The sequence below is a fragment of the Nostoc cycadae WK-1 genome (assembly GCF_002897135.1).
Taxonomy (GTDB): domain Bacteria; phylum Cyanobacteriota; class Cyanobacteriia; order Cyanobacteriales; family Nostocaceae; genus Nostoc_B.
On record NZ_DF978447.1, the window covers coordinates 58,267 to 69,910 of the forward strand.

Annotated in this window: 14 protein-coding genes, 1 tRNA gene and 1 pseudogene; 11 read left to right on the forward strand and 5 right to left on the reverse strand. The window is 42.1% G+C overall.

The window, feature by feature from the left end; genetic code table 11:
• Window positions 1-27 precede the first annotated feature (27 nt).
• Window positions 28-702 (forward strand): annotated as a pseudogene (locus NCWK1_RS26950) (MFS transporter); the annotation flags it as partial.
• A 43-nt stretch (window positions 703-745) separates the two neighbouring features.
• Here the strand turns inward: NCWK1_RS26950 and NCWK1_RS26955 are convergent.
• Window positions 746-819 (reverse strand) — tRNA-Arg (locus tag NCWK1_RS26955).
• A 37-nt stretch (window positions 820-856) separates the two neighbouring features.
• Here NCWK1_RS26955 and moaC point away from each other — a divergent pair.
• Window positions 857-1,366, forward strand: coding sequence for a cyclic pyranopterin monophosphate synthase MoaC (gene moaC, locus NCWK1_RS26960; protein WP_096579260.1), 510 nt, complete (start codon window positions 857-859; stop codon window positions 1,364-1,366).
• Window position 1,367: 1 nt separating this feature from the next.
• Here moaC and NCWK1_RS26965 read toward each other — a convergent pair whose 3' ends face one another.
• On the reverse strand, window positions 1,368-1,565 hold the full coding sequence (locus NCWK1_RS26965) for a DUF2795 domain-containing protein (RefSeq protein ID WP_096579258.1): 198 nt from the start codon (window positions 1,563-1,565) through the stop codon (window positions 1,368-1,370).
• A 529-nt stretch (window positions 1,566-2,094) separates the two neighbouring features.
• Here NCWK1_RS26965 and NCWK1_RS26975 point away from each other — a divergent pair.
• From NCWK1_RS26975 to NCWK1_RS27000, 6 genes are all read left to right on the forward strand, one after another.
• A complete protein-coding gene (locus NCWK1_RS26975; RefSeq protein WP_103126818.1) occupies window positions 2,095-3,300 on the forward strand; it encodes a GAF domain-containing protein in 1,206 nt (401 codons plus the stop codon).
• Window positions 3,290-3,667, forward strand: a complete 378-nt coding sequence (locus tag NCWK1_RS26980; protein ID WP_103126819.1) for a response regulator — start codon at window positions 3,290-3,292, stop codon at window positions 3,665-3,667. The genes NCWK1_RS26975 and NCWK1_RS26980 overlap by 11 nt, the downstream gene beginning before the upstream one ends.
• 98 nt (window positions 3,668-3,765) lie before the next feature.
• The gene (locus NCWK1_RS26985) at window positions 3,766-4,023 is read left to right on the forward strand and encodes a 2TM domain-containing protein (RefSeq protein ID WP_096579252.1); all 258 of its coding nucleotides are present in this window, start codon (window positions 3,766-3,768) and stop codon (window positions 4,021-4,023) included.
• A 121-nt stretch (window positions 4,024-4,144) separates the two neighbouring features.
• The gene (locus NCWK1_RS26990) at window positions 4,145-4,453 is read left to right on the forward strand and encodes a DUF3181 family protein (protein WP_096579250.1); all 309 of its coding nucleotides are present in this window, start codon (window positions 4,145-4,147) and stop codon (window positions 4,451-4,453) included.
• Window positions 4,454-4,517: 64 nt separating this feature from the next.
• On the forward strand, window positions 4,518-4,736 hold the full coding sequence (locus NCWK1_RS26995) for a hypothetical protein (RefSeq protein WP_103126820.1): 219 nt from the start codon (window positions 4,518-4,520) through the stop codon (window positions 4,734-4,736).
• Window positions 4,737-4,777: 41 nt separating this feature from the next.
• On the forward strand, window positions 4,778-4,984 hold the full coding sequence (locus tag NCWK1_RS27000) for an acetyltransferase (RefSeq protein ID WP_103126821.1): 207 nt from the start codon (window positions 4,778-4,780) through the stop codon (window positions 4,982-4,984).
• A 274-nt stretch (window positions 4,985-5,258) separates the two neighbouring features.
• On the opposite strand, the gene clpB is transcribed toward NCWK1_RS27000, so the two are convergent.
• From clpB to NCWK1_RS27015, 3 genes are all read right to left on the reverse strand, one after another.
• Window positions 5,259-7,877: an ATP-dependent chaperone ClpB gene (gene clpB, locus NCWK1_RS27005; protein WP_103126822.1), complete on the reverse strand. Its 2,619-nt coding sequence runs from the start codon at window positions 7,875-7,877 to the stop codon at window positions 5,259-5,261.
• A gap of 259 nt (window positions 7,878-8,136) precedes the next feature.
• The gene (locus NCWK1_RS27010) at window positions 8,137-8,295 is read right to left on the reverse strand and encodes a YqaE/Pmp3 family membrane protein (RefSeq protein ID WP_103126829.1); all 159 of its coding nucleotides are present in this window, start codon (window positions 8,293-8,295) and stop codon (window positions 8,137-8,139) included.
• A gap of 71 nt (window positions 8,296-8,366) precedes the next feature.
• Window positions 8,367-8,714, reverse strand: coding sequence for a translation initiation factor (locus NCWK1_RS27015; protein ID WP_103126823.1), 348 nt, complete (start codon window positions 8,712-8,714; stop codon window positions 8,367-8,369).
• A gap of 151 nt (window positions 8,715-8,865) precedes the next feature.
• Between NCWK1_RS27015 and trpB the strand changes: the two genes are divergently transcribed.
• The 3 genes from trpB to NCWK1_RS27030 all read left to right on the forward strand — a co-directional run bounded on the left by trpB (window position 8,866) and on the right by NCWK1_RS27030 (window position 11,503).
• Window positions 8,866-10,101 carry a tryptophan synthase subunit beta gene (gene trpB, locus NCWK1_RS27020; protein WP_103126824.1) on the forward strand — a complete coding sequence of 412 codons (1,236 nt, stop codon included), beginning with the start codon at window positions 8,866-8,868 and terminating at the stop codon, window positions 10,099-10,101.
• Window positions 10,102-10,432: 331 nt separating this feature from the next.
• Window positions 10,433-10,972: a CAP domain-containing protein gene (locus NCWK1_RS27025; protein ID WP_103126825.1), complete on the forward strand. Its 540-nt coding sequence runs from the start codon at window positions 10,433-10,435 to the stop codon at window positions 10,970-10,972.
• Window positions 10,973-11,098: 126 nt separating this feature from the next.
• A complete protein-coding gene (locus NCWK1_RS27030; RefSeq protein WP_103126826.1) occupies window positions 11,099-11,503 on the forward strand; it encodes a hypothetical protein in 405 nt (134 codons plus the stop codon).
• The last annotated feature ends 141 nt before the right edge of the window (window positions 11,504-11,644 follow it).

Here is an 11,644-nt window from a genome sequence, read left to right on the forward strand (position 1 = left end):
TGACCTGATAGACCTGCGGAATGTAGGATTAACCCACCATTAAATTCACAACACCAATCGGAACGCCAAAACAGTAATTTTTGGCAAATCTTGGCTAGTCCAAGGGTGAGAGTTCCTGCATTGGTGATGTTACTCGTGGGTACATCTGTTGGTGCTGTGCATATCTTTGTGTCGTTATTTATTAAATCTACTGAAGTAAGTTTCAATGGTGGCTGGTTTTTCACCGTTTCCGCCATTTCTAGTTTTACAATCAGGGTGTTTGCTGGTCGAGCCAGCGATCGCTTCGGTCGAGGTTTGTTTATTACCTTTGGGATTGCGGCTTATACTTTGGCTTGTGTATTACTATGGCAGGCTAACAGCACCAATGCTTTTTTAATCTCTGCGATCGCGGAAGGCTGCGGTGGTGGCACAATGATTTCTATGATTACAACAATGATGGCAGACCGTTCACTACCCCAAGAACGTGGACAAATATTTGCTATTTGTATGGCTGGATTTGATTTGGGAATTGCGATCGCTGCGCCTATATTTGGCTATGTCAGTGAGTTTGTCGGATACCGCAATATGTTTGCTTACAGTGCCACCTTAACTTTTTTAGCACTACTAATTTTCCTCACCCTATCCAACAAAAGTCTTACTAATTCCTTACGTTTTGCTCTGGGTCGTGGTGAAGATGCCTTTTCGTTGAATAATATTAATTAGCAAAACAAAAGGCAAAAGTACGTATAACTTTTGCCTTATCAAACGGGCGAGGAGGGATTCGAACCCCCGACACCGTGGTCCGTAGCCACGTGCTCTAGTCCACTGAGCTACACGCCCCTGCCAGAAAAATATATTAGCACTATATTCCCAAACGATGCAAGACTATTCTCCAAAAAATTTTTCTGCCGAGTTAACCCATCTAGATTCCCAAGGGCAAGCACAGATGGTAGATGTTTCTGGCAAAGCGTCCACAGTCCGCCAAGCTGTGGCTGTGGCGAGAGTGCGGATGCTGCCAGAAACTTTAAATGCTATTCAGGCTGGCAATACTCCTAAAGGTGATGTGTTAGCCACGGCGAGGATAGCAGGGATTATGGCTGCCAAACAAACAGCGAATTTAATTCCCTTGTGTCATCCCCTACCATTGCAAAAAGTTGCTGTGGAAATTACCCCCGATTCCCAATTACCTGGTTATCACATCCAAGCTACCGTTAAAACCAACGCTGAAACTGGTGTGGAAATGGAAGCTTTAACCGCCGTTTCTGTAGCAGCGTTGACTTTATACGATATGGCGAAAGCCTTAGAAAAGTCGATTCAAATTGAATCGATTCATTTAATTAGTAAAACTGGTGGGAAATCAGGAGATTACTCCGCATCAGAACTATAGGCTATTCAATCTCACCTATAGCTTTGTTAACATCGGTGGGATTGTCAAATTCTTCGTCATCTGGCAACTGCTCTAATAATGATAGAACCTTGCGATCTGCTCCTTGTTTTTGAGCGTGTTTAACTAATTTTTCTTTACTTGCGGGATAGTCAATTCCCTTTAAGTTTTTTTGAATCTCCACTGGGTTTGCTTTAGCCATTTTTGCCACCTATATCTTATTGGTTATTACCATGTTCACAAGTGGAGATATGGCATTCCTCTATCAAATAGAAGAATCATTTATCACAAAAATAAATTTAAATATCACTCAAATGATTGATGTATTTAGCAGAATACTTTATATTTATTATTATGGACATTATTTTGTATTTATAACTACTGTTTTAGAAAAATATTATTTAGATATGCAATTCTTTTAAATGAATAAATGAGATATTTTTGAGTAGATTTAATGAATATCACCAAAGCCTTAATTATAAATAAATAATTTTTTTTGATACTAAAATTTACTTATATTTTATGATTAGTCAAAGAATTTGCTAGTTATCAAAAAATTGCTATATAGCGGTTCTCAAGCACATAAAATATACTCCACCCGCGCTGTCGCGCACCCTCACGCCACTTGTCAAAGGGAGAGGTAATTTTTACCGCACCGGAGTTAGAAACGCCATAAAAGCTTAGGATGAAAATATCAAGCTGAAATTTATCAGCCAAGGGGTATTAAAGCTATGTCCCCTCCAGAACTAGATATCTTAGAAGCTCGGCGTGTATATAGATCTACTGGTGCGATTCCGGCTCAGATGTTGCGCTCAACTGTCTATCGTGCTTGGGAGCGATCGCATTTACAAGGCGCGAACCCTCAAGCTCTGCAAGCCGAAAAGCTATCCAGCCTAGCTACAGAGCGATTGATCGAGCAGAAGCGGACTTTGATTCAAATTGCTGCTCCTTATATCCGAATGCTCTCACAAGCAGCTGGGACAGATCGTCATGCAGTTATGTTAGGCGATAGTGAAGCGATCGTGCTGGATGTAGTGGGTGACAAACAGACTGTACATGGGCCAGAACCTTTTCCTGGCCCTGGTTCTTTGTTATCGGAGGCTGTAGCTGGTGCTAATGGTATCGGTACACCATTAGCAGAAGCAGATTATATAGAAATTATTAGTGCAGAGCATTTCATTGATGGGTTCCATCCGTTTACATGTCAGGGAATTCCCCTACGTGATGATAAACAGAACATTATCGGAGTTTTGAGTATCTCTTTACGACGCGCAGATGCTAGAGAACGCCTGAAAGAAATATTGCTGTGTGCTTCTCACGGAGTTGAAGCAGAATTATTAATTGCTAACTTAGAAAAAGATGTGCGTCGGGTTTTAGAGTCCAATCCCAATGAATATCAACCACTAGAAGAATTACGTCAAGATATTGTCCAAGCACATCAGGCTGCACGTTTAAAATTAGAAATCGTTTCGCGGATGGTAGCAGTTAACCGTTTAGATTACGCGATACAATTGCTGCGTCAGGCTGAACAATCAATTCAAATATTTCGTCGTCGTGCGGAAATTTGGCGCAATTTAGCATCCTTCGAGATTGGCACACTCCAACCTGTGTCATTGACTGATAATATATCCGATTTAGTGGATCTTCTCTCGACAGAAGCTGTGATTCGTCAGGTACAAGTAGTTACTGACTGGTACGAACCAATCATAGTAGTTGCTGATCCGAGGAGTCTTTTACGCCAGTTGCTGCGTTATTTTCTCCAAGCTCTTGATCATGCAGGTAAAGGTGGAACAGTCAAAGTAGTAGTAAAGGAAATTCCTAATTCTGAGTTAGCGCAAATTAGTTTCATCGCGAATTCAGTCTTGAATATCTCTCAATCAACACCGACTTCACAGGTTTTTTATCTACCAATCAAAAGCATTAAAGATGAACAGTAATCATTCAGGGAAGCGCAAAATACTAATTGCAGACGATGACGATGATAGTCGAGCGATGCTGAGTTTTCTTTTAGAAGAGGAAGGTTGGGAAGTCAGGGAAGCAAAGAATGGTGAAGAAGCTCTAGAAATCGTGATCAAAGAGCAGCCAGATTTATTAATTTTAGATAATAGAATGCCAAAACTCACAGGAGTTGAAGTATACAAGCACCTCCAAGCACAAGAGATAAAAATAGCCGTCGTGTTAGCCACAGCACATGGTTATCTAGACGAATTAGCTTCTTCCTTGGGAATTGCTCATTTTATTTCTAAACCCTATGACATTCCAGAGTTATTAAAAACTATTGAGTCTGCTTACAAAAATTCTTAAAGTTAAAGTTGCGGCTTGGCATTCTTCCCAGACGATAGCAAGTACACTCCCAAACAATTTAAAATAATCAAGTGTATTGAAATTTGTAACAAATATTTATGCCTCCTCGTTGGCCTCGCAAACCCGATCGCAGCGACCCCGAATTTCGCAGATTAGATGACCGAATGAATTTTGCTGTCCATGTCGCTGTGGCTGCCACAATTAATTCTGGACTCTGGTTTTTTCATATTTTGAAAACAACAGATTGGCAATGGCTACCGTTATTGACCACAGGCTGGGGAATAGTTTTGTTGGTGCATTTAGTTTATATTGCGGCGATCGCCAACTATTCATCTACACCGCCTAAATCCACCTGAAGATGGACAATTCATGCTAGGGCTTATGTAACCTGCGGGAGTAGAGTTAGCTTGATTAATTGAGCGATAATGATTATATAGGCTGAAATCTAGCACTCTCTCGTAATATAGGGTGATTTTTATGGCTAAGACTAACACCGCAGAATTACTAGAAGCCCTAGCATCGGAAATTGGCGAAAATGTCTATATAGATATTGCCAAGTGGCATCTTTATTTATCTGATGCCAAATTGCATACCGTTGTCGCCGAGCAGTTATATCCTTTAATTACTTCTAACGCAGTCAATGAAGACCGCGTAACTAAAGTGTTGGAATCTATACCCGTAAAAATAGGCGGCGGGAGAAGAGAACTACCCTTAATTGATTTACTTCCCCTGCAATGTCAGGTGAATATTGTAGATATTTTAGAAAAATATCAGCGCGAAATCTAATTTTTGGACTTTAATTGTTCCATAGTTTTTCTTTTAACACCCCTACTTTTAGGAGGTGACAGATATGAATGCCTATAAATTTCATGATGAATATACTCTAGCGGAAACAGCCGATAAGCTAGGAAAAAAAGCCTTAGAGTTACATCTTATACCTAGCTTTGTGGTGCGTTATTTTCCCGATAGCAGACAATACTATATACCTAACGAACAAGAATCTCAACCGCTGACACCAGAACAAGCATATATGCACTTGAAAAAATTAGTTGAAGCTTCTGGTAAATAATTTTGCACTGGGTAATTTACATCTACTTACAGAGGTTAATTATGTTGCTACAAATCAAAGATACTAGCGATTTAGTCAAAATTACTGATATTCAGGAATTAATCGACCCGAATGTGAATATTGTGCATGGAAAAGACCAAACAGGTCAAGAAGAACAAGATAACGATTCTTTTTCTAAAGAAAATCTCGTTTTTCCTTCCGGTGAAAGTTTACCACGCTGTTGGTTAGATGCTAACTATCGGGAGTAAAAGCGGCTCAATTTATCGGTGTGCCAACCTGGGGGAAGTTGAGTTGTTTAACTTCCACCGATGAAAATTTATAGGCGATGGTATTGCTATTGATGCAGCGTAGGCGTAGCCCGTCGTTCACGGAGCGTCTCGTAGAGAAGACATCGCTACAATTGTCGTGTTATATATCCTCAAAATCGGCATCAACGTTTTCTGCAAATATACAGAACCAGAAAATAACCCATAAAAAAACGCAAAGGCGAACCTCTGCGTTTTTTAGTGAAACAATCTTAAATTAGCTGCTGAATACTTCCACCGGTAAGCGACTAAACGCCAAGCGTTCATTCTGCACATCGACAAAGATGGTGTCGCCGTCGTGAAATTCACCTCGCAGGATGGCTTTGGCAATTTGCGTTTCTAACTCGCGTTGAATTGCGCGTTTGAGTGGACGTGCGCCAAATACGGGGTCATAACCGACTTCTGCTAAGAAATCAAGCGCAGCATCGGAGAGTTTGAGAGATATTTTGCGATCGCTCAATCTTTCTCTTAATTTACCGACTTGCAACTGTACAATATGCCGCAGTTCTTTTTTATCTAAACTGTGGAAGATGATCAACTCATCAATGCGGTTGAGGAATTCTGGACGGAAACTATTCCGCATCGCTTCCATGACTCGATGACGCATTTCGTCATAACGAGCGTTATCTCCAGCAATATCAAGAATGAACTGGGAACCGATGTTGCTGGTCATGATAATAATTGAATTCTTGAAGTCTACAGTATGACCTTGGGCATCGGTGACGCGTCCATCATCGAGAATTTGCAGGAAGATATTAAATACATCAGGATGTGCTTTCTCAATTTCGTCGAACAAAATTACTGAGTATGGACGACGACGAATCGCTTCCGTGAGTTGTCCGCCTTCTTCATAACCGACATATCCAGGAGGCGCACCAATTAAGCGAGACACGGCGTGTTTTTCCATGTACTCAGACATATCAATTCGCACCAGTGCTTCTTCGGTGTCGAACATATATCCCGCCAAGGCCTTGGCTAACTCGGTTTTACCCACACCTGTAGGGCCAAGGAAAATAAAACTAGCGATGGGACGATTCGGATCAGCCAATCCCGCACGCGATCGCTGAATTGCATCGGCGACTGCTGTCACGGCTTCATCTTGTCCCACTACCCGCTGATGCAGTTCGTCTTCTAAATGCAGTAGTTTTTCTTTCTCCGATTCCACCAACTTACTGATAGGAATCCCTGTCCATTTAGAAATTACTTCCGCAATATCAGATTCGGTGACTTCTTCCCGCAGTAGAGATTTACCGCTTCTTTGGGCGTTAGCTAATTCACTTTCCGCTAATTCTAGTTTGCGATGTAAATCAGTTAAATTCCCATATTTCAATTCTGCGGCGCGGTTGAGATCGTAGTTGCGTTCTGCTTGCTGAATTTCTAAATTCACCCGTTCAATTTCTTTTTTAACAGACTGAATTTTATTGATAATATCTTTTTCAGACTGCCATTGAGTGCTGAGAGTTCTTTGTTCTTCTTTGAAATCAGCAATTTCTTTTTCTAGTCGTCCCAACCGTTCACGAGAAGCTGCATCGCTTTCTTTTTGCAAAGATAGTTTCTCCATTTCTAATTGGAGAATCTTGCGATCAATTTCGTCGAGTTCTTCGGGTTTAGAAGTAATTTCCATCTTCAACCTAGCGGCGGCTTCGTCTACCAAGTCAATGGCTTTATCTGGTAAAAAGCGATCGCTAATATACCGACTCGATAATGTTGCCGCAGCCACCAAAGCACTATCGGAAATCTTCACGCCGTGGTGGTTTTCGTAGCGTTCCCGCAAGCCGCGCAATATGGAAATCGTATCTTCAGCGCTGGGCTGATCGACATAAACTTGCTGGAAGCGTCTTTCTAAAGCGGCATCTTTTTCGATATATTTGCGATACTCATCTAAAGTTGTCGCCCCAATACAACGCAACTCACCCCGCGCCAACATTGGTTTTAACAAGTTACCTGCATCCATCGCCCCTTGGGTTGCACCTGCGCCGACAACGGTATGAATTTCATCAATAAATAAAACTATATTACCGCCAGATTCGGTAACTTCTTTTAAGACTGCTTTCAGGCGTTCTTCAAATTCACCCCTGAATTTTGCGCCCGCAATCAAAGCACCCATATCTAAAGCGATGAGTTTGCGGTCTTTGAGAGATTGGGGAACATCACCAGCGACGATACGTTGGGCGAGTCCTTCCGCGATCGCAGTTTTACCCACCCCAGGTTCCCCAATCAACACTGGGTTATTTTTGGTACGGCGGGAGAGAATCTGCACAGTCCGGCGAATCTCATCATCTCGCCCAATCACCGGATCAAGTTGACCTTTGCGGGCGGCTTCTGTGAGGTCACGTCCATATTTTTCCAGTGCTTCGTATTTACCTTCTGGATTTTGGTCGGTCACTTTCTGGCTCCCACGAATTTGTTTAATAATGTTTTTCAGCTTGCCTTCGTCTAAACCGAATTCTTGGAGTAGACCTTTGCCAAAACGGTCATCTTTGGCATAACCCAGCAATAAATGTTCAATAGAAATATATTCGTCTTTAAAATCTTTGCGATAGTTATCAGCCCTATCTAATAGGGTATCTAAGCTGCGTCCTAAAAACACAGAACTACTTGTACCAGATACCCTTGGCTGACGTTGCAGAAATTGATCAGTGCGATCGCGGATTTTTTGCAGATTCACACCCGCTTTGGTTAGAATACTGCTGGCTAAACCTTCTTGTTCCAGCAAGGCTTTTAGCAGGTGTTCGCTTTCGATTTGTTGTTGGTGATATTGTTTAGCAATCTCCGGCGTGTGGGCGATCGCTTCCCAGGCTTTTTCGGTAAATTGGTTAGGATTAGTAGGTTGCATAGGCCTTTTGAATAACCACTCCAAAGATGAGGCGCAGAAAAAACAAATTCTTATATGGTTATTGTATGAAGCAGAGCGCAACTAACTAGATCGGTCTTCACGTCTTGAGGAAGTAGTATTATTACCTGAAAAATTAACATCTTTCCCAACACACAGAGGCGCAACCTGTAGGGATTGCGTAAACTATTACAATGCTTGATGAAAACCATTATGGCTGACGTGCCGAATATTTGACTTGGTGATCATCAAGCGATCGCGATTATTTTCTAGCGATTACCCACACCGCGTGTACAATCCCTGGGATATACCCCAAAAAAGTCAAAAGGATATTAATCCAAAAATCTTTCCCCAAACCTACTTGTAGAAATACTCCCAACGGTGGGATAAAAATCGCCGCTAAAATTCTAATTAAGTCCATTTCAGCCTCCTGTATCGGTCTATTTATACTCCTCAAAGATAACATTGCCAAAATGTGGTTTATCTGCTTCCTCAACCGCCACTGAGTTTAGCTTTGTAACCTAGTTTGGTGACAATCTCCAAAATCTTTTGCTTGTGTTCGCCTTGAATTTCAATGGTGTCTTCTTTGACTGTCCCACCAGTACCGCATTGAGTTTTCAACTGTTTGACTAAATCTGCTAAAGTTTCCGGCTTGCATTGAAAGCCAGTAATCACGGTGACTGTTTTGCCCTTGCGTCCGGTGCGAGTCGCTTGGATTCTCAGATTTTGTTGTTGCGGCGGGAGTTCTTGAATTGGTCTTTCGGTAGCGGCGGAGTTATCGTTACCGAATTCTTGGTAGACAAACTTTTTATCAGACGAGTTGGATTTAGAAGCAGACATACAAAATTCCGGCAGTGATGAATCCTACTACATCCATTATGGTGTCAGACTTCCGTAATTACGAATTACTAATTACAAATTGCGAATTGCGCTGATTTGCTGGAGAATACCTATAATTAATGAAGTCTTTACTTGTCATCAATATTCTTCCGTGACTACTACTCCCCTTTCTCCAAATTCTTCCACAACTGCTCAGGTTCCCGATACACAAGGACGCTTTGGACGCTTTGGCGGTAAGTACGTCCCGGAAACGCTGATGCCCGCTTTAGCTGAACTAGAAACAGCTTATCAGCAATATCGTAATGCGCCAGAGTTTCAAGCAGAACTTCAACAACTCCTGCGAGATTATGTAGGACGCGCTACACCGTTGTATTTTGCTGAACGTTTGACTGCTCATTATGCCCGACCGGATGGTACGGGGGCGCAGATTTATTTAAAGCGAGAAGATTTAAATCATACAGGCGCACACAAAATTAATAATGCCTTGGGTCAGGTATTATTAGCCAAGCGTATGGGTAAACAGCGAATTATTGCCGAAACTGGTGCTGGACAGCATGGAGTTGCTACAGCCACAGTTTGCGCCCGGTTTGGCTTAGAATGCGTGATTTATATGGGTGTTCATGATATGGAACGCCAAGCTTTAAACGTGTTTAGAATGCGGCTGATGGGGGCAGAAGTCCGTCCGGTGGAGGCGGGTACAGGTACGCTCAAAGATGCCACTTCAGAAGCGATTCGGGATTGGGTGACGAATGTCGAAACAACTCACTACATCCTCGGTTCCGTTGCAGGCCCCCATCCTTACCCGATGATGGTGCGAGATTTTCACGCGGTGATTGGTCAAGAAACTCGCGCCCAAGCTTTAGAAAAGTGGGGCGGTTTACCTGATATTCTCATGGCTTGTGTGGGTGGCGGTTCCAATGCAATGGGGCTGTTTTATGAATTCGTCAATGAGCCATCTGTGCGGTTAATTGGGGTAGAGGCTGCTGGCGAAGGTGTGAATACAGATAAACATGCCGCCACCTTGACAAAAGGACAAATAGGTGTGTTGCATGGAGCGATGAGCTATCTGCTGCAAGATGAAGATGGACAAGTAACTGAGGCGCACTCAATTAGTGCTGGGTTAGATTATCCTGGTGTAGGGCCAGAACACAGTTATTTAAAAGATATTAATCGGGCAGAATATTATAGTGTGACAGATGCCGAAGCTTTAGCAGCATTCCAAAAACTGTCTCGCTTAGAAGGGATTATTCCAGCATTAGAAACATCCCATGCGATCGCCTATCTCGAAACTCTCTGTCCCCAACTTAGCGGTAGTCCTCGAATTATCATCAACTGTTCTGGACGCGGTGACAAAGATGTGCAAACCGTCGCTAAATTTTTAACTTAGCAAACACTGTCATACGCAACGCCGATAATGTCATTGCGACTGGAACGAAGTGTAGGGAAGCAATCCCAGCGATAGGGGAGATTACTTCCCTATCGTTCGTAATGACAGAGTTACGTTATTTTTGCGTAAGTCCTGAAGTAAATAAATATTTCTCTACCCAGAGAATGATGATGTATGGAAATTTATGAATATGTAAGTTGGTTGGCAATTTTGCAAGGTAGAGCAGCATAAATCCCTAGATGCTGGCTAATAGCCTATTTGTCTAGTTTACATGAGTCCGGTTACATTATCTGGAAGTGTGTTCTTTCAGTGTGTTTAGGGCTACCTATTAATGATTCAGAATAAAATATCCAGTGCTGGTGTAGCAACTCTAGCCTTGATTGGAGGCGTAACCGCTTTTTCTACACCAGTTCAAACTGCTACCTTGCAACAACCTAAAATGTCAGACCATAGCATCCAACTGGCACAATCAACTGTGAATACTGCGACATTAGAACTAGCAGTATTCAACCAAATTAATCAATATCGAGCTTCTCTTGGTCTACCAGCGTTAAGCCGTAATTCAACTATTGACAATCAAGCCAGAATTCACAGTCAAAACATGGCTCAGGGGCGAGTTGCATTTGGTCATGATGGTTTTGGCACAAGAATTCAAGCGATCGCTGTTACTATTCCCTATAGCGCAGCAGCAGAAAATGTAGCTTACAACCAAGGATATAGAGATCCTGCAACCCAAGCCGTGCAAGGTTGGCTGAGAAGTTCAGGACATTTGGCTAATATCAAAGGTAATTACAACCTCACTGGTGTTGGTATGGCGGTAAATAGCAGAGGTGCGGTTTACTTCACCCAAATATTTATCCGCACACGATAGGAAGAAATTCAGTTAAAACTTGCTGAAAAATAGGGTGCGTTACTTAATTTGCGTAACGCACCTTATTTTCGTTGTATATTTCTCAGATACATCGAATCTCTCTTGCTGACTTATAAAGGATTAACGATGGAACCTATTTCTATAATTATTACTGCTTTGAGTGCTGGTGCGATCGCTGCTACTAAAGAAACCGCAGGAGTAGCCGTGAAAGATACCTATCAGGGTTTGAAAGCCTTAATTAAGAAAAAGTTTGAAAGTCAACCAAAAGCACAAATGGTTCTGGAAGAACACGAAACAGATCCTGAAACTTATGAAGCACCACTTAAAAAGAAATTAACTGAAGCTGGTGCTGATCAAGATGCAGCAATTATCCAAGCAGCACAAGCGTTACTTAATCAAGTCAAAGAACAGCCCGGTGGACAGCAGATTATTACCCAAAACATTAGTAATGTCAAATATGCCGCTACTTCTGGTTCTGGTAATGCAAGTATTAGTGGCATCAATGAACAAGGCACATCGAAGGAGGGCTGAGACTGTAACTTAATTAATCAGGGTAGATGTCATGTCTAAGCAAGGCGAGATCCAACAAAGTGTTACAGGGAGTGAATACGCTGCTACCTCAGCGACTGGTAATGCAACTATCACTATAGGACTAGTATTTGATTTTTGAAA